The organism is Rhizobium rhizogenes NBRC 13257 (assembly GCF_000696095.1).
Lineage (GTDB): Bacteria > Pseudomonadota > Alphaproteobacteria > Rhizobiales > Rhizobiaceae > Rhizobium > Rhizobium rhizogenes.
In genome coordinates, this window is record NZ_BAYX01000024.1 from 69,046 (window position 1) to 84,591 (window position 15,546).

Annotated in this window: 17 protein-coding genes and 1 pseudogene; 14 read left to right on the forward strand and 4 right to left on the reverse strand. The window is 61.4% G+C overall.

Annotated features, from left to right (window positions below; genetic code table 11):
• The first annotated feature begins 81 nt into the window (after nt 1–81).
• From RRH01S_RS30620 to RRH01S_RS30635, 4 genes are read left to right on the forward strand one after another with little or no spacing between them, the layout of a single operon-like run.
• The gene (locus RRH01S_RS30620; RefSeq protein ID WP_042476994.1) at nt 82–1,545 is read left to right on the forward strand and encodes a sugar ABC transporter ATP-binding protein; all 1,464 of its coding nucleotides are present in this window, start codon (nt 82–84) and stop codon (nt 1,543–1,545) included.
• The gene (locus RRH01S_RS30625) at nt 1,542–2,486 is read left to right on the forward strand and encodes an ABC transporter permease (protein ID WP_037222934.1); all 945 of its coding nucleotides are present in this window, start codon (nt 1,542–1,544) and stop codon (nt 2,484–2,486) included. The genes RRH01S_RS30620 and RRH01S_RS30625 overlap by 4 nt, the downstream gene beginning before the upstream one ends.
• The gene (locus tag RRH01S_RS30630; RefSeq protein ID WP_042476915.1) at nt 2,483–3,433 is read left to right on the forward strand and encodes an ABC transporter permease; all 951 of its coding nucleotides are present in this window, start codon (nt 2,483–2,485) and stop codon (nt 3,431–3,433) included. The genes RRH01S_RS30625 and RRH01S_RS30630 overlap by 4 nt, the downstream gene beginning before the upstream one ends.
• A gap of 43 nt (nt 3,434–3,476) precedes the next feature.
• Entirely contained in the window at nt 3,477–4,397 is a 921-nt protein-coding gene (locus RRH01S_RS30635) for an SMP-30/gluconolactonase/LRE family protein (protein WP_042476916.1), read from the forward strand.
• Here the strand turns inward: RRH01S_RS30635 and RRH01S_RS30640 are convergent.
• Nucleotides 4,394–5,302 (reverse strand): GntR family transcriptional regulator, encoded by a 909-nt coding sequence (locus tag RRH01S_RS30640; protein ID WP_042476917.1) that lies wholly within the window; start codon nt 5,300–5,302, stop codon nt 4,394–4,396. The two genes, RRH01S_RS30635 and RRH01S_RS30640, sit on opposite strands and share 4 nt — an antisense overlap.
• Before the next feature lie 190 nt (nt 5,303–5,492).
• On the opposite strand from RRH01S_RS30640, the gene RRH01S_RS30645 reads away from it, so the two are divergent.
• The 9 genes and pseudogenes from RRH01S_RS30645 to RRH01S_RS35000 form a co-directional block, all read left to right on the forward strand.
• Nucleotides 5,493–6,629 carry a mannitol dehydrogenase family protein gene (locus tag RRH01S_RS30645; RefSeq protein WP_042476918.1) on the forward strand — a complete coding sequence of 379 codons (1,137 nt, stop codon included), beginning with the start codon at nt 5,493–5,495 and terminating at the stop codon, nt 6,627–6,629.
• Nucleotides 6,626–7,309: an amino acid ABC transporter permease gene (locus RRH01S_RS30650; RefSeq protein ID WP_007697423.1), complete on the forward strand. Its 684-nt coding sequence runs from the start codon at nt 6,626–6,628 to the stop codon at nt 7,307–7,309. The genes RRH01S_RS30645 and RRH01S_RS30650 overlap by 4 nt, the downstream gene beginning before the upstream one ends.
• 11 nt (nt 7,310–7,320) lie before the next feature.
• On the forward strand, nt 7,321–7,974 hold the full coding sequence (locus tag RRH01S_RS30655; protein ID WP_007697420.1) for an amino acid ABC transporter permease: 654 nt from the start codon (nt 7,321–7,323) through the stop codon (nt 7,972–7,974).
• Complete coding sequence (locus tag RRH01S_RS30660) at nt 7,958–8,686, forward strand: amino acid ABC transporter ATP-binding protein (protein WP_042476919.1); 729 nt, start codon at nt 7,958–7,960, stop codon at nt 8,684–8,686. Before RRH01S_RS30655 ends, RRH01S_RS30660 begins: the two co-directional genes overlap by 17 nt.
• Nucleotides 8,687–8,734: 48 nt before the next feature.
• A complete protein-coding gene (locus RRH01S_RS30665) occupies nt 8,735–9,538 on the forward strand; it encodes a transporter substrate-binding domain-containing protein (protein ID WP_234711788.1) in 804 nt (267 codons plus the stop codon).
• Nucleotides 9,539–9,628: 90 nt separating this feature from the next.
• Nucleotides 9,629–10,639, forward strand: a complete 1,011-nt coding sequence (locus tag RRH01S_RS30670; RefSeq protein WP_042476920.1) for a zinc-binding alcohol dehydrogenase family protein — start codon at nt 9,629–9,631, stop codon at nt 10,637–10,639.
• A 4-nt stretch (nt 10,640–10,643) separates the two neighbouring features.
• Complete coding sequence (locus tag RRH01S_RS30675) at nt 10,644–12,167, forward strand: UxaA family hydrolase (RefSeq protein WP_042476921.1); 1,524 nt, start codon at nt 10,644–10,646, stop codon at nt 12,165–12,167.
• Nucleotides 12,168–12,331: 164 nt separating this feature from the next.
• Nucleotides 12,332–12,607, forward strand: coding sequence for a helix-turn-helix transcriptional regulator (locus tag RRH01S_RS30680; RefSeq protein WP_007697411.1), 276 nt, complete (start codon nt 12,332–12,334; stop codon nt 12,605–12,607).
• Nucleotides 12,604–12,834 (forward strand): annotated as a pseudogene (locus RRH01S_RS35000) (HipA N-terminal domain-containing protein); the annotation flags it as partial. The gene RRH01S_RS30680 and the pseudogene RRH01S_RS35000, both read left to right, overlap by 4 nt.
• On the opposite strand, the gene RRH01S_RS35005 reads toward RRH01S_RS35000, so the two are convergent.
• Complete coding sequence (locus RRH01S_RS35005) at nt 12,736–13,059, reverse strand: hypothetical protein (RefSeq protein ID WP_234711790.1); 324 nt, start codon at nt 13,057–13,059, stop codon at nt 12,736–12,738. The pseudogene RRH01S_RS35000 and the gene RRH01S_RS35005 sit on opposite strands and share 99 nt — an antisense overlap.
• Between RRH01S_RS35005 and RRH01S_RS30685 the strand changes: the two genes are divergently transcribed.
• The gene (locus tag RRH01S_RS30685; protein WP_234711789.1) at nt 13,012–13,836 is read left to right on the forward strand and encodes a HipA domain-containing protein; all 825 of its coding nucleotides are present in this window, start codon (nt 13,012–13,014) and stop codon (nt 13,834–13,836) included. The genes RRH01S_RS35005 and RRH01S_RS30685 overlap by 48 nt on opposite strands.
• Before the next feature lie 22 nt (nt 13,837–13,858).
• Here RRH01S_RS30685 and RRH01S_RS30690 read toward each other — a convergent pair whose 3' ends face one another.
• Nucleotides 13,859–14,635: an enoyl-CoA hydratase-related protein gene (locus RRH01S_RS30690; protein ID WP_042476925.1), complete on the reverse strand. Its 777-nt coding sequence runs from the start codon at nt 14,633–14,635 to the stop codon at nt 13,859–13,861.
• Complete coding sequence (locus tag RRH01S_RS30695; RefSeq protein WP_042476927.1) at nt 14,632–15,546, reverse strand: 3-hydroxyacyl-CoA dehydrogenase family protein; 915 nt, start codon at nt 15,544–15,546, stop codon at nt 14,632–14,634. The genes RRH01S_RS30690 and RRH01S_RS30695 overlap by 4 nt, the downstream gene beginning before the upstream one ends.

Consider the following 15,546-nt stretch of genomic DNA (forward strand, 5'->3'; position numbering starts at 1 on the left):
CGGTGCCATTCTCGAGTGGCGCCGGTCGCTGAGGAATTCTTGCCGGATCGATCCATGACTGCAGTCAAAGACAACAGGCCCATGAATGAGGATGCACAGACAAAGCCGGTCGTCTCAGCGCGCGGCGTCAAGGTGCAATTCGGTGCCGTCAAAGCGCTGGATGGCGCCGATCTGGTCATCGATGCCGGCGAATGCATCGGACTGGTCGGCCATAACGGCGCCGGTAAATCGACGATTGTCAATGTCCTCAACGGAAGCCTCAGCCCTCACGAGGGCACCATTGCCTACAATGGCGACGAGACCGCACGCGGCATCAACGCGGCGCGCGGCCACGGCATCCGTTGCGTCTTTCAGGAACTGTCTCTTTCGCCAAACCTGACCATTGTCGAAAACATGCGGGTCGTGCATCGCGACCTCAGCGGATGGAACTGGCGCAGGCAAGCGGCCGGCATCGTCAGCGCCAAGCTTGACGAGATCTTTAGCGGCCACGGGATCGATGTCATGCACACCGTCGGCGAACTCTCGATCGCCGAGCGGCAGATGGTCGAGATCGCCATCGTCTTCTGCGCGGTCGGACACGAGCCCAGGCTGGTCATCCTCGATGAGCCAACATCGTCGCTCGATGCGGGGCTTGCTGCGCAGCTGATGGCCTATGTACGCAAATATGTCGATGCGGGTGGTGCCGTACTGCTGATTTCGCATATCCTCGGCGAGATCCTGACGACCTCCGACCGCATCGTCGTCATGAAGGACGGCAAGGTCGTCGCCGACCGTCCGGCAAAGGAATTTTCGACCCACAGCCTCGTCCAGGCAATGGGCAGCGTCGTCAAGGACCATGATTTCGACCGCAACAAGAATAGAGCCGCCGACACATCGCCCATCCTCTCGCTGCCTGCCAGAGGCGGCAAGGGCCTTTCCTTCAAGGCTTACAAGGGCGAAGTGATCGGCCTCGCCGGTCTCGGCGGGCATGGCCAGACCGACATGCTGCTCGAACTCTACCGCGCACTCAGCAGCGATTGGCTGCCGGGACGGCAAGGCCGCATCGCCTTCGTCGCCGGCGACCGCAGCCTGAACGGGACCTTTCCGCTCTGGAGCATCCTGAAGAACCTCAGCATCGCTTCCCTTTCCGACCTGTCGGAGAAGTTCCTGGTCAACAGAGCCCGCGAAGATGGGCTCGGCGACGACTGGAAGAAACGGATCGAAATCCGCACACCCGACATGGCAAACGGCGTCCTGTCGCTCTCGGGCGGCAACCAGCAGAAGGTTCTCTTTGCCCGCGCGCTGGCGACGACGTCGTCGATGGTGCTGATGGACGATCCGATGCGCGGCGTCGATATCGGCACCAAGCAGGAAGTCTACAACATCCTGCATCATGAAGCGGCCGGCGGGCGAACTTTCATCTGGTACTCGACCGAGATGGACGAGATCCGGCTTTGCGACCGCGTCTATGTGTTTCGCAGCGGCGCCATCGTTTCGGAACTGGTCGGCGATGCCATTACGGAGGAAAATGTGCTGGCAGCCTCATTCTCTGGAGAAGACGCATGATCCGCATTTCGCCCAGCACGGTGCGGCTGCTCGTCCCGGCGCTCTCGCTCGTCGTTCTGCTGGTCGCGGTCTTCTATCTGCAGCCGCGCGCCATGAGCTATATCGGGCTCAATCTCCTGTTCAATCTGGCGGTGCCGATTGCGCTCGCAACCATTGCACAGATGATGATCATGTCCGTCAACGACCTCGATCTGTCGATGGGGACCTTCGTCAGTTTCGCCGCCTGCGTGGCGGCGACCTATCTGCAATCCTCCCCGTTTCTGGGCATCCTGATCCTTGCGGCAGCCATCGCCGCCTATGCCGTCATCGGCGTGGTCATCTATGTCAGGGATCTGCCGTCGATCGTGGTAACGCTCGGCATGAGCTTCGTCTGGGGCGGTCTCGCCGTCCTGCTCTTGCCGGCCCCCGGCGGCGAGGCACCCGCATGGGCGCGCTGGCTGATGACCTCGAAACCGCCGCTTGTTCCCATGGCGATCGTTGCCAGTGTCGTCATCGCCCTTGTCTCGCATTTCGTCGTCATGCGCTCCGCTTTCGGCGTCCTGATCCGCGGCGTCGGCGGTAACCAGCGCTCGGTGCAGCGCGCCGGATGGTCGATCCTCGTTCTTCGTGCTGCAGCCTATGGGCTGGCCGGTCTCTTTGCCGTGCTCTCGGGCATTGCTCTTGTCGGCCTCACCACTTCGGCGGACGCCAACATCGCGCTGCGCTACACATTGCTGTCGATTGCCGGCGTCATCCTCGGCGGCGGCGAATTCACCGGCGGCCGCATCTCGCCGATCGGCGCCGTCATCGGCGCGCTGACGCTGACGCTGGCCGGCTCATTCCTGTCTTTCCTCCGAATTTCGCCGGATTGGCAGATCGGCGCACAGGGCGCCATTCTCATCGTCGTTCTTGCCCTGCGTCTCTTCCTCAACCGTCTTGAAAAACGGGGGAACCGCGCATGAACGCCCTTCGCGCACTCCAGCGGAAACCCTGGATCTGGTCCTTTGCCGCGACGCTCGCTGTATGGAGCCTGACCGTCCTGTTCACCGGCGGTGCCAGCTCTCTCGGCCTATCGCAGGCAGCGCTCACCTTCGCGGCGTTTTCCGTCATCGTCGGCATCGGCCAGATGTTCGTCATCACGCTTGGGCCGGGCAACATCGATCTCTCCGTTCCCGCAACGATGACGCTCGCCGGAACCGTGGCTCTGAAGCTGATGAATGTCGAGGACGGCATGATCGTGCCCGGCCTTCTAATTTCCATCTTGATCGGCCTCGCTATCGGCATCGGCAACTATGCCCTGATCAAGCTTCTGCGCATCCCGCCGATCATCGCGACGCTGTCTATGAGCTTCATCGTGCAATCCACCGCCATCTGGAGCAACCGCGGCCTGCGCATCAAGCCGCCGGAACAGCTGGCCGACTTCACCGTATCGAGTCTTGCCGGCATCCCGAACATTGCAATCGTCGCCTTTCTGCTCTCCGTGCTTGCCTGGATACTGTTGGAAAAGACCATCTATGGCCGCTGGATCTCGGCCATCGGCCAGAGCATGTTCGCGGCCCGCATGGCCGGCATTCCCGTCGATGGCACGCGGCTCGCGACCTATATCCTCTGCGCCATCCTCGCCTCGATCTGTGGCTATCTCCTCGCCAGCTTCTCCGGCGGCGCCGCCCTCAACATGGGCTCGGAATATCTGCTGATGTCGATTGCCGTCGTCATCATCGGCGGGACGGCGGTCGCGGGTGGGGATTCGAACGTGCCGGGTATCTGGGGGGCATCGCTCTTCATGTTTCTCGTCGTGTCGATGCTGAACACCTACGGCTTCGGCGCAGGTTCACGGCTTATCCTCACCGGCTTCATCATCATCGCCGTCATCCTCGTGGCCGGCGGCCGACCGCTTGGCGGGCGCTGATACGCTTTTCGACATCCATGTAGGCATCACAGGAAACACCGTAATGGCCAAGAACGAGCCCCCTCTCTACGAAATACACGACCCCCGGTTTCGCTATCTCGTCGTCGGGAGCGCCGCTCTGGACGAGCTCTATTCCGGTTGCCGCTGGGCGGAAGGCCCAGTGTGGTTTGCCGATTCCGGATGCCTGATCTGGAGCGACATTCCGAACCAGCGCATGCTGCGCTGGGTGCCGGACGGCGGCGTCTCAACCTTTCGTGCGCCCTCGAACTTCACCAACGGCAATACGCGCGACCGCCAGGGGCGGCTTGTTTCCTGCGAGCATGGTGCACGTCGCGTCACCCGCACCGAGATCGATGGCTCGATCACCGTTCTCGCCGACAGCTTTCAGGGCAAACGGCTGAATTCGCCCAATGACGTGATCGTCCGCTCCGACGGGTCCGTGTGGTTCACCGATCCGACCTATGGCATCCTGTCCGATTATGAAGGCTACAAGGCAGAGCCCGAGCAGGCGACGCGCAACGTCTACCGGCTCGATCCGGAAACCGGCGAGATGGAGATCGTGGTCGACGATTTCGGCCAACCGAATGGCCTGGCCTTCTCGCCGGACGAAACCAAGCTCTATATCGCCGATTCAGCATCGAGCCATGACATCAACGCACCGCGCCACATCCGCGTCTTCGACGTGATCGGCGGCCGGACACTCGCCAACAGCCGGGTATTCTGCGACATCGACACAGGGCTTCCCGACGGCTTCCGCGTCGATGTCGCCGGCAATGTCTGGACCAGCGCCGGCGATGGCGTGCATTGCTTCGCTTCCGACGGAACATTGCTCGGAAAGATCAAGGTACCGCAGACGGTCTCCAACCTCACCTTCGGCGGCCCCCGCCGCAACCAGCTGTTCATCACCGCCACCAAATCCCTCTATTGCGTTCACACCGCCGCGACAGGCGTGCAGGTGCCCTAGGATTGAACCTTGAACGGCCCCATCTGGATGGAGCGCAGCAGCGTTGCGCGGGCGCTGCCCAGATGAGCCAGCAAGTTTGCTTCCACCGCCGCCGGATCCCGGCTGCGAAGGGCCGCGATGTAATCGAGATGCTGCATGAGCGCCCTGATGTTGCGCTGTTTCTCGTCATCGATATTCCACTGATAGGTGTAGTGGAAGAAGGCCGAAACGACGTTGTAGAACTCGATGATGTACCTGTTTTTCGAGGCATCGTGCACGCAACGATGCAGGCGTTCGTCCAGCGCCGGAAACTCGCGATAGCGCCGATCAATGTCCGCCAGCAGCTCGAGATGCTCCGCCTCGATCGCCTGCAACTCCCTCCAGCAGGGGTCGCTATCCGGCAAATTGAGCAGGTGCCTGGCCGAGCGCAGCTCGAACATCTCGCGGACTTCATATATTTCCGCAGCAAAATTCGGGGTGACGCCGAGAAACACCCAGGCGCTGTTGGGGCGCCGCTCGATCAGCCCAAAGTGCTGAAAATGCGTAAGATATTCGCGGATGGTGGTGGTCGAGGTGCCGAATTGCCGCGCAAGCTCGGCGCTGTTGAGCAGCTGTCCGGCGCGAAAATCCCCCTGTAGAATCCATTCCATGAACCGCCGCTCGACAGCGGCGGCGGCGGACATGGTCTGCGTTTCGGGGAAATAGTCGCCGGGCTCCGGCCGTCGCTGCAAAGAGTGGATGGCATCGTCGAGGCGAAGAATTCCAGCATCCGTCAGGGATGACAGGACCGAGCGCACCGTCGTGCGGCTGACCGCCAGTTTCGACGCCAGTTCCGAATTCGACGGCAGCTTCTGATCCACCTCGACATCGCCGAGATAGGACAGGCAACGGTTGTACGCGCCCTTGTAGACTGCATTCCCCTTCATTCCAAACCATCCCCTGCTGCGACCGATCCCGTATCATATAAGCCGGATTATTTATATAAAAAACAGTTGACTCGAAAATTCCAGGCTGTTTTATATATGCAAAAGACAGTCGAGGGGAGGATCGAAGCTTGTCTGGAATTCATCTTGCAAACACATCTCTGGACCGCGCCTCCTTCGGGAAGATAGACGCGTGAGCGGCCGCATCATCCAATTCGGAACGAGCCGCTTCCTCCAGGCGCATGTGGCATTCTTCCTCCACGAAGCGGCCGAAGCTGGCCAGAAGGTCGGCCCCATCTCCGTCGTTCAGGTCTCCGGATCAGGCAGCCGAAGCGGCCGCGTCGCGGCATTCGGCCGGCCGGAAGGCTATCCCGTCGTCATTCGCGGCATGTCGGACGGCAAGGTGATCGATCGCACGGTTCGGGTTAAAAGTGTCGACCGCGGCCTGTCGGCGGCAAGCGACTGGGCCGAGATCACCCGGCTCTTTGTCGAAGAAGCGGATTTCGTCGTCTCCAACACAGGCGATACCGGCTATCGGACCGATCCGGATGGCGATGACTTCTCCGCAGGCGACCGCCCTCCACACTCATTCCCGGCAAAACTGGCAGAGCTTCTCTGTCGTCGCTGGCAGGCATCGGCGCGTCCCCTGGTAGTGCTGCCCTGCGAACTGGTGACGAGCAACGGTCAGGCCCTGAAACAGGTCGTCGTCGAAAGCGCACGGCGAAACGGTTTGCCGGCAGATTTCTTCGAATGGCTCGGCCGCGATGTCGCCTTTGCCGATACGCTGGTCGACAGGATCGTGTCCGAACCCATCGAACCGATTGGCGCCGTCGCGGAACCCTATGCCCTCTGGGCAATCAAACGGGCACCGGGTGTCCGCCTGCCCTGCACGCACGAGCAGATCGTGCTGACCGACGATCTCGAACCCTATGAGCGCCTGAAGCTGCATATCCTCAACCTCGGGCATACCTATCTGGCCGAGATCTGGCAGACCGATGGCCATGCGAGTGATCAGACGGTCGGCGGAATTCTCGCTGATCCGAGCATACGGATGCGGCTGGAAGCCCTCTATGAGAACGAGGTCGTCCCCGGCTTCGCCTCGAAAGGCATGGGTGAAGAAGCCCGGACCTATGTCGCGACCACGCTCGATCGCTTCCTTAACCCGTTCCTCAATCACCGCATTGCCGATATCGCGCAGCATCACGCCCAGAAGGTCGAGCGCCGCATCGCCGCCTTTCTCGACTGGGTCGGAGAGACGCCTGAACAGCACGCAGCCCCAACCCTGCGCGGCATAGCGTCACGCTATCCGACATCGGGAGGGGCAGCATGAGCTACCAGTTCGATTTTGCCTCCCTCCTGCCCTACTGGAAGGAGTTCGCGCTCGGCGTCTGGCTGACACTTCAGCTCTCCGTCATCTCCACAGTCATCGGCTTCGTCCTCGGCACGCTCTGCGCCATCGGCCGGGCCGACGGCGGCCCCTGGCTTCGCGGCATCATTGCCACCTATGTCGAAGTCATCCGCAACACGCCGCTGCTGGTGCAGGTGTTTCTGGTCTATTTCGGTATCGCTACCCTCGGCGTCCACGTCTCGGCGAACATGGCTGCCGTCGTAGCCCTGGTCGTCAATGTCGGCGCCTATACCTGCGAGATCGTCCGCGCCGGCCTGCAATCCATCCACAAGGCGCAGCTCGAAGCGGCGGAATGTCTTGGGCTGTCGCGCAAGCAGACCTACTGGCATGTGATCATCCGCCCTGCCATCGAGCGCGTCTATCCGGCGCTGACCAGCCAGTATGTGCTGCTGATGCTGGCCTCCTCGATCACCTCGCAGATTTCGGCGGAAGAACTGACCGCCGTCGCCAACCGCATCCAGTCGGATACGTTCCGCAGCTTCGAAACCTACATCGTCGTCGGTGTCCTCTATCTCCTCCTGTCCTTCGTCGTCCGCATCGCCCTCTGGCTGCTGGGCCTTGGTCTCTTTGTTCGCCGGCGCAAGCTCGGCACGGCTCTGTAAAGGACGCGGCCATGACAACATTCGGCTTGGTTCATCTGGAGTTTCTGGGTTGGGCGGCGATGTGGACAGCGGGCCTTTCGGTGATCGCCTTCCTCGGCGGTGGCTTTCTCGGCTTTCTCGTCGCGCTGGCACGCGTCAGCAGCTCGGGCGCATTACGAACGGCGGCGGCGGCCTACATTCAGATCGTTCAGGGCACACCGCTGCTGGTGCTGCTGTTCCTCATCTATTTCGGCATCGCCATTCTCGGCTTCGATCAGGTTCCGGCGATCATCGCCGCAGCAGCCGGCCTCATCATCTATTCCTCCGGCTTCCTCGGCGAGATCTGGCGGGGCTGTATCGAATCCGTGCCGAAGACCCAGTGGGAAGCGGCGGAGTGTCTGGCCCTGTCGCGCTGGCAGCGCATGATCAAGGTCATCCTGCCGCAAGCGCTGCGCATCGCCACGCCGCCGACCGTCGGCTTTCTGGTGCAGATCGTCAAGAACACCTCGCTCGCCTCGGTCGTCGGCTTTGTCGAGCTGTCGCAGGCCGGCAAGCTCATCAACAATTCGATCTTCGAACCCTTCACCGTCTTCATCGTGGTGGCAGTATTTTACTTCGCCATGTGCTTTCCGCTCTCTCTGTGGAGCCGCAACCTCGAGAGGAAGCTCAATGTCGCCAATCGTTAAAGTCACCAACGTCCACAAGGCCTTCGGCGCCGTCAAAGTTTTGAACGGCGTATCGTTCGAGGTTGGACGCGGCGAGGTTGCCGCCGTGATCGGCCAGTCCGGTTCGGGCAAGTCGACGGCGTTGCGCTGTATCAACGCGCTCGAGACCATCGAAAGCGGCATGATCGAGGTCTGCGACCATGCCGTCCATGACCCCAAGCTCGACAAGAGCGCGCTGCGCCGCGACGTCGGCATCGTCTTCCAGAGTTACAACCTCTTTCCTCACCTGACGGCCGAGCAGAACATCATGCTCGCTCCGACCTGCGTGAAGAAGCTTGGCAAGGCCGCCGCCCGCGATCTGGCACGCGAAGTGCTGAGCCGCGTCGGCCTAGAAGCCAAGGCAGAACATTTTCCGGAACAGCTTTCCGGCGGCCAGCAGCAGCGCGTGGCAATTGCCCGCTCCCTGGCGATGAAGCCGAAGCTGATGCTCTTCGACGAAGTGACGTCGGCGCTCGATCCACAGCTGACCGGTGAGGTGCTGAAGGTCATGGAGGATCTCGCCCGTGGCGGGATGACGATGATCCTCGTCACGCATGAGATGGCCTTTGCCCGCAAGGTGGCATCAAAGGTCGTCTACATGCATCAGGGTCAGGTCTGGGAAACCGGGCCGGGCGCGATGCTGGACAATCCGCAAACGAAGGAATTGCGCGAATTCGTGGGTAGCGGCCTCTGAGGCCGAAACGGGAAGAGATTTTGTTGGAAGGACAATGGGATGGAGAACATGAAACGTAGAAGTTTTCTGGCAGGCATAACCGGCGCATTGGCCGGTGCAACAATATTGGGTGTCAATGCGCGCCAGGCTCTGGCCGATACGCTGGAGACCATCAAGACGCGGAAGAAGCTGCTGATCGCTGTCGATCTCGGCTCACCGCCATTCGGCATGAGCGATGCGGCGATGCAGCCGACCGGCTCCGACGTCGAGACCGCCAAGCTTCTGGCCGCCGATCTCGGCTATCCGCTGGAAATCGTGCCCGTCACCAGCCCGAACCGCGTGCCCTTCCTGCTGACCAGCAAGGCCGACATCGTCATGGCGTCCTTCAGTGTCAACGAGGAGCGCAAGAAGGTCATCGATTTCACCGATGCCTATGGCGTCATCCAGATCGTTGTCGCAGCGCCGAAAAGCGCAAACATCAAGACCCTGCAGGATGTTGTCGGCCAGCGCCTTGGCACGACCCGCGGCTCGACCAACGACAAGGTCGCGACGACGGAGGCACAAGGCGCCGAAATGGTGCGCTATGACGACGACGCGACACTAATCACCGCGCTGGTTTCCGGCCAGGTCAACATCATGGCGTCCTCGCCACAGATCATGGCCGCCGTCAACCAGCGCCGCACGAGCGACCCGCTCGAGGTCAAGCTGGTGCTGAAGACCAACCCTTACGCCATCGGCCTGCGCAAGGGCGACGACGCGCTGAAGGCGACGCTGAACGAATGGATCGCCAAGAACCTTGCCAACGGCAAGCTCAACGAGATCTATCAGAAGTATAATGGCGTAGCGCTTCCGGCCGAGATGCCGAAGACGTAAAACAAACACCGGAGCGCCGCATTGTCGGCGCTCCCTGCAACCCCGTAAAGCGGTTCGAGCGGGCTGGCCCCTGCGGACAAGGAGTAAACGATGAAAGCACTGATCTGCAACGAGCCGGGCCGGCTGTCTCTGATCGAGCGGGATATTCCCGTTCCTGCGGATGGCGAGGTGCTGGTCCGCATCAAACGCGTCGGCATATGCGGCACCGATTTTCATATCTTCCAGGGCAAGCACCCCTTCCTCGAATATCCGCGCGTCATGGGCCATGAGCTCTCAGGCATCGTCGAGGACGCACAAGAATCACCGCGGCTGAAGAAGGGCGACAATGTCTACATCGTCCCTTATCTCTCCTGCGGAAAATGCGTTGCCTGCCGTCGCGGCGTGACCAATGCCTGCCAGAATATCGCCGTGCTCGGCGTGCACAAAGACGGCGGCATGTCCGAATATCTGTGCGTTCCCGAACAGAACGTCATCTCGGCCGGAAAGGCCTCGCTCGACGAGGCTGCAATGATCGAGTTCCTGGCGATCGGCGCCCATGGCGTCAAGCGCGGCAACATCCAGGCTTCCGATCGCGTTCTCGTCGTCGGCTCGGGACCGATCGGCATGTCGGCGATCATCTTCGCCAAGGCGCGCGGTGCTGATGTGACCGTCATGGATATGCGCGAGGATCGCCTTGCCTTTACGACCAGCGCGCTCGGCGCCGACAGGACCCTTCTCGCCAACGAAAACGCAGAGGCGGAAGCCAAGCGCCTAACGGATGGGGATTTCTTCGATGTCGTCATCGACGCCACCGGCAATGCCGGCGCGATGCAACGCGGCTTCGGCTTCGTCGCCCACGCGGGCCGATACGTCCTCGTCAGCGTCGTGCGCCAGGACATCACTTTCTCCGATCCGGAATTCCACAAGCGCGAGACCACACTCTTTGCCAGCCGCAATGCTCAGCCGGACGATTTTGCCGAAGTAGTGAAGCAGATGGAAGCGGGACGCGTGCCGACGGCCGCCCTCAACACCCATCGCGGCGCGCTGTCCGACGCTCCCGGGCTCTTCACCGAATGGCTACGCCCCGAAGCCGGCGTCATCAAAGCCATTCTGGAGGTGTGATCGCATGGCCGCGCCGCGCACGCTTCGTCTCCATGAGGCCGACAATGTCGTCATCACCATCGAAAGCCTGTCACGCGGCAAGGTAATCGATGGCGGCGTCACGGTCGCGGCACCCGTTCCGCGTGGCCACAAGGTCGCCGTCCAGACGATCCGGACCGGCGAGCCGATCCGCAAATTCGGACAGATCATCGGTTTTGCGAGCAGCGATATCCAGCCGGGCGACTGGGTGCACGAACACAATGTCGCGATTCATGATTTCGAGCGCGATTATGCCTTTTCCTCCGAGGCGAAGCCCGATGGCGGGCTTCTGCCCGGCGAAAGCCCAGCAACATTCGAGGGGTTCCGGCGCGCCGACGGCCGCGTCGGCACGCGAAATTATATCGGCATCCTCAGCTCGGTGAACTGTTCCGCCACCGTCGTCGACTTCATCGCCGACGAGATCATGCGCTCCGGCATCCTTGCCGATTATCCCAATGTCGACGGCGTCGTTCCCTTCACGCACGGAACCGGATGCGGCATGGGCAGCAAGGGCGAGGAATATGATCTGCTGGCAAGGACCCAATGGGGCTATGCCAGCCACCCCAATTTCTCCGCCATCCTTCTGATCGGGCTTGGCTGCGAGGTGTTTCAGATCCCGCGCCTGAAAAAGACCTACGGGATTGCCGAGGGCGAGCATTTTCAGAGCCTGACGATCCAGGAGGTCGGCGGTACGCGTAAATCTGTGATGATGGGTGTCGAGAAAATCCGCGAGATGCTACCGTTTGCCAACAAGTCGGTGCGCGAGACGGTTCCGGCCTCGGAGCTGATGCTGGCGCTGCAATGCGGCGGTTCGGACGGCTATTCCGGGCTGACCGCCAATCCTGCGCTGGGAGCAGCCGTCGATATTCTCGTGCGTCATGGTGGCACCGCGATCCTCTCTGAAACGCCGGAGATCTATGGCGCGGAACACCTCCTCACTCGGCGGGCGGAAAGCCCCGAAGTCGGCCAGAAGATCGTTGACCTGATCGACTGGTGGCGCGATTACGCCGCCAAAACGGGCGGTGAATTGAACAACAACCCCTCGCCCGGCAACAAGGCCGGCGGCTTGACGACCATCCTGGAGAAATCCCTCGGCGCCGTCGCCAAGGGCGGCAGTTCCACCCTGCGCGGCGTCTATCGCTATGCCGAACGCATCGACCGCAAGGGCTTCGTCTACATGGATACGCCCGGCTACGATCCGGTCGCGGCGACCGGCCAGGTTGCGGGCGGCGCCAACGTACTCTGCTTCACCACCGGCCGTGGATCGGCCTATGGCTGCAAGCCGACGCCTTCCCTCAAGCTCGCCACCAATTCCGATCTGTTCACACGGATGGAAGAGGACATGGACATCAATTGCGGCGATATCATCGACGGCGTGTCGATCGAGGAAAAGGGCCGCGAGATCTTCCAGTCCATTCTGGAGACCGCCTCCGGCAAGCGCTCGAAATCCGAACTGCTCGGCTACGGCCGCAACGAATTCGTACCCTGGCAGCTCGGCGCGACGATGTGATCTCAAGAGCCGTTGAAATCATCGCTGTCAACAGGTGTCTCTCCATGAAATAACTTACCGATCGGGAAGTATTTTGATCTCCACGCGATATACTTACCGATCGGTAAGATCACCCTTGTTGGCATGAAAATCTTCCTGTACGGTAAGACAAACAGGAGATGAGAATGATCCGCTCGGCGCGCGACTTTGGAACCCTGATCAAAAACAAGCGGAAAGCACTCGGCTGGACGCAGGCCGAACTCGCGACCCGGTCTGGGACAGGCGAGCGCTTCATTGTCGAGCTGGAGGCGGGCAAGCCGAGTTGTCAGCTTGAAAAGGCACTCATCGTTGCTCGTGCCGTAGGCTGCGAGCTCGCAGATCTCAAATCCGCATCGCCACAGCCGTCGAAACAGGAAGACGACGAACTCGGCTTCCTGCCGACCTTTGGTGACGGGACATGATAGCCATCTATTACGAGAGATTTCCGGTTGCGTACCTGACGTTCACGGATCAGTGGCGTCTCGACTACGATCCCACATGGGAAGCACGCCGCTCCGCTTTTCCAGTTTCGCTTACGATGCCGTTGCAATCAGGACCGGTGGCTGCGGACAAACTCCTTCCCTGGCTCGCCAACCTGCTGCCCGAACTTCATCTTGCTGAAATCGGGCAACGCCTCAAGGTATCCCCCCAGGATATCGTCGGTCTCCTTGGGCATATCGGCCGCGACACCGCCGGTGCCCTGTCCATCGATGAGCCAAAGAAACCCGGCGTCCATCTCAGACCGGTTCCGGACGAGACGGCGCTGGAGCGCATTCTGAATGAACTTCCAGCCAGGCCATTTCTCGTCGGTGAGCGTGGCGTCTCGATGTCGCTGGCTGGCGTCCAGGAAAAACTGCCGGTCTTTGTCGATCAAGATGGCCGGATCTCAATCCCGGTCGACGGCACCCCCTCGACCCATATCGTCAAGCCGGACACGGATCGCCTGACAGGAAGCGTCGACAACGAAGCTTTCTGCCTGGCGCTGGCCGGGGTATGCGGCCTGGACGCCGCCGAGGCGACGATCGGTCAGGCGGGCAAGCGTCGCTATCTGCTGGTGAAGCGCTATGATCGTTTCACCGATGGGCAAGGCGACATGCGCCGGGTCCATCAGGAAGATCTTTGCCAGCTTACCGGCCACTTTCCGTTGCAAAAATATGAGCGCTCATCATCCGGCGCGGGCCTCACGATGAGACAGATGTTCGGTGCGATCAATGATCTGATCTCGCCGGGTGAGCGACTAAAACTGCTGGATGCCGTCATCTTCAACCTGCTGATCTGCAACTCAGATTCGCATGCGAAAAACTACTCCATCCTGATAGGCGCGGGTGGATCGGCTAAATTGGCGCCGCTATACGACGTGATGTGCGCGGCAGCTTACGAACAAGTCGATCAGAGCCTGCCGCAAGGCATCGGAGGAAAATTCAACGCTTCGGATCTGCACGGCAAGGATTGGAGAACATTTGCCGAAGAGGTGGGCCTCAGCCCGGCGTCGACGATCAAGCGTATCGAGGAACTTGCGGAGCTTGTTGACAGTGCCTGCGATAGCGCCAGAACAGACATCTTGGAACGAGGCGGCGATCCGACAAAGATCCTTGACCGCCTGACCCACTCGATCCGGAAGAGATGCCATCGCATTCGGCGCCAGCTTTAGGAGTTGGTGGAAACCGCGCACCTCACCGTCCCTTGAACTGCGGCGGCTCCTTCGCGGCAAAGGCACGCATCCCCTCCGCCCGGTCATCGCTTGCTGCGATCAGGGCCGAAAGCGAGCGTTCGTATCGGATGCCGACGGAGAGCGGCGCTTCGAAGCTTTCGAGCACCGCGGCCTTGGCCATCGCCACGGCAAGCGGTGCAGCCTTGGCGATGCGTTCGGCGATCGCGCAGGCTAGATCGTCCACGGTCTCGCCATCGCCGGCGATGCTGCTGATCAGGCCGCAGGCTCTTGCCTCTTCCGCATCGAGTTTGCGCCCGGCCAGAACCATCTCCATCGCCATGGATTTGCCGACGGCGCGCACCAGGCGCTGTGTCCCGCCGGCGCCGGGTATGGTGCCGATCGCGGTTTCCGGAAGGCCGAACAGCGCTGTGCGATCGGCGACGACGATGTCGCAGATCAGTGCCAGCTCAAGACCGCCGCCGAGGGCATAGCTCGAAATCGCGGCGATGAGCGGCTTGGCGATGGCCGCCACCTCGTCCCATTTCTCGCTGAAGCCGCTGGTATAAAGCTCGATGGGACTGGCGGCGGCGAGCGATCCGATATCGGCGCCGGCGGCAAAGCCGTGCTCGCTGCCGCTGATGACGATCGCCCGCAAGGCTGGATCCGCCTGGCAATCGCGCAGCGCGTCGACAAGCCCGGTCAGCATCTCGATATTGAGCGCGTTTCGCTTGGCCGGACGGTCGAGGATGACGCGCGCGAAGCCGTCTTGCTTCTCGGTTTTGACGAGAGATGATGTCATGGCTTGCGCCTTTCCGTTAGCAGGCGGACGGTATCGTCGCGACGCGCGATCGCGGCGGCAATCTCCTCGGCTGTCCAGTCGTAAAAACCGCGACCGCTCTTCGTTCCGAAGGCCCCCTCCTCACACAGCCGGCTCACCAGGGAGGGTATGCCTTCGCTGCGATCGAGCGCTGGCATCAATATACGCGACACTTTCTCGACCGTATCGAGACCGGCCAGATCCATCAGCCGCAGCGGCCCTGCCGCTGACCAGCGCGGCGCGAGCGTGGTCTCGACCGCCCGGTCGACATCCTCGATGGAGGCGGCGCCCACTTCGACGAGGTGGAGTGCTTCTCGCAGGATCGCATATTGCAGCCGGTTGACGACGAAGCCCGCTATATCGGTCTTCACCTCAATCACTTCCTTGCCGATATCGGCGCAGAGCACGCGGGCGCGTTGAACGACCTCATCCGAGGTTTTCTCGCCGCGCACGATCTCGACAAGCGGCATGACGGCCGGTGGATTGAACCAGTGAATGCCGACGACCCGCTCCGGCCGGGCGAGCCCCGCCGCGATCAGGGTGATCGGAACGCTGGAGGTATTCGTCGTCAAAAGGCAATCGACCGGCGCCGTGGCTTCGATCTCGCCGAAGATGCGCTGCTTCAGCGTGACGTCTTCCGCCAGATTCTCACTGACGATACCGGCGCCAGCGACGCAGTCCTCGATCGAGGTCGTGTACTCCACCGCCGCTTCGCCGCCGATGGCGACGATCCGGCTCCTCGCCTTGTCGAGTGTCTCCGCGCTGCGGGAATAGACGGCGACGGTATAGCCTTGTGCTGCAAATACGCCGGCGATGCCGGCACCCATCGTGCCTGCACCGAGCACGGCGACCTTCGGCCGAATGCGGGTCTTGTCGTTAATATCCTGCGCCAT

What these genes read in the sequence shown, in the direction of transcription:
- RRH01S_RS30680 (WP_007697411.1), top strand. Translation starts at nt 12,332, where the DNA reads ATGATCCGCTCGGCGCGCGACTTTGGAACCCTGATCAAAAACAAGCGG.
- RRH01S_RS30630 (WP_042476915.1), top strand. Translation starts at nt 2,483, where the DNA reads ATGAACGCCCTTCGCGCACTCCAGCGGAAACCCTGGATCTGGTCCTTT.
- RRH01S_RS30650 (WP_007697423.1), top strand. Translation starts at nt 6,626, where the DNA reads ATGAGCTACCAGTTCGATTTTGCCTCCCTCCTGCCCTACTGGAAGGAG.
- RRH01S_RS30620 (WP_042476994.1), top strand. Translation starts at nt 82, where the DNA reads ATGAATGAGGATGCACAGACAAAGCCGGTCGTCTCAGCGCGCGGCGTC.
- RRH01S_RS30635 (WP_042476916.1), top strand. Translation starts at nt 3,477, where the DNA reads ATGGCCAAGAACGAGCCCCCTCTCTACGAAATACACGACCCCCGGTTT.
- RRH01S_RS30665 (WP_234711788.1), top strand. Translation starts at nt 8,735, where the DNA reads ATGAAACGTAGAAGTTTTCTGGCAGGCATAACCGGCGCATTGGCCGGT.
- RRH01S_RS30655 (WP_007697420.1), top strand. Translation starts at nt 7,321, where the DNA reads ATGACAACATTCGGCTTGGTTCATCTGGAGTTTCTGGGTTGGGCGGCG.
- RRH01S_RS30670 (WP_042476920.1), top strand. Translation starts at nt 9,629, where the DNA reads ATGAAAGCACTGATCTGCAACGAGCCGGGCCGGCTGTCTCTGATCGAG.
- RRH01S_RS30660 (WP_042476919.1), top strand. Translation starts at nt 7,958, where the DNA reads ATGTCGCCAATCGTTAAAGTCACCAACGTCCACAAGGCCTTCGGCGCC.
- RRH01S_RS30685 (WP_234711789.1), top strand. Translation starts at nt 13,012, where the DNA reads ATGTCGCTGGCTGGCGTCCAGGAAAAACTGCCGGTCTTTGTCGATCAA.
- RRH01S_RS30640 (WP_042476917.1), bottom strand. Translation starts at nt 5,302, where the DNA reads ATGAAGGGGAATGCAGTCTACAAGGGCGCGTACAACCGTTGCCTGTCC.
- RRH01S_RS30625 (WP_037222934.1), top strand. Translation starts at nt 1,542, where the DNA reads ATGATCCGCATTTCGCCCAGCACGGTGCGGCTGCTCGTCCCGGCGCTC.
- RRH01S_RS30675 (WP_042476921.1), top strand. Translation starts at nt 10,644, where the DNA reads ATGGCCGCGCCGCGCACGCTTCGTCTCCATGAGGCCGACAATGTCGTC.
- RRH01S_RS30690 (WP_042476925.1), bottom strand. Translation starts at nt 14,635, where the DNA reads ATGACATCATCTCTCGTCAAAACCGAGAAGCAAGACGGCTTCGCGCGC.
- RRH01S_RS30695 (WP_042476927.1), bottom strand. Translation starts at nt 15,546, where the DNA reads ATGGCGCAGGATATTAACGACAAGACCCGCATTCGGCCGAAGGTCGCC.